Raw genomic sequence first — 217 nt, forward strand, 5'->3', positions numbered from 1 at the left:
TCCACTAATGGAGTAGGCTTATTTCTTCTTTGTTTGCTAGCCGTTACGTCAAAGAACGTGTACCAAGCCTGTTGCTCGGTGCAGGGGAAGAAGTGCTGAAACACCGCTTCCGGGAGTAAGCGTGGAGAATAACGGATTCGAACCGTTGACCCCCTGCGTGCAAGGCAGGTGCTCTAGCCAGCTGAGCTAATCCCCCGTGATACCAATCGCACGCGGT

At 53.5% G+C, this 217-nt stretch carries 1 tRNA gene; it reads right to left on the reverse strand.

The features are described from left to right. Window positions 1-122: 122 nt before the first annotated feature. Window positions 123-196: transfer RNA gene (locus AC5FXY_RS22340), tRNA-Ala, on the reverse strand. Window positions 197-217 lie beyond the last annotated feature (21 nt).

The organism is Hymenobacter sp. FMD4 (assembly GCF_058932745.1).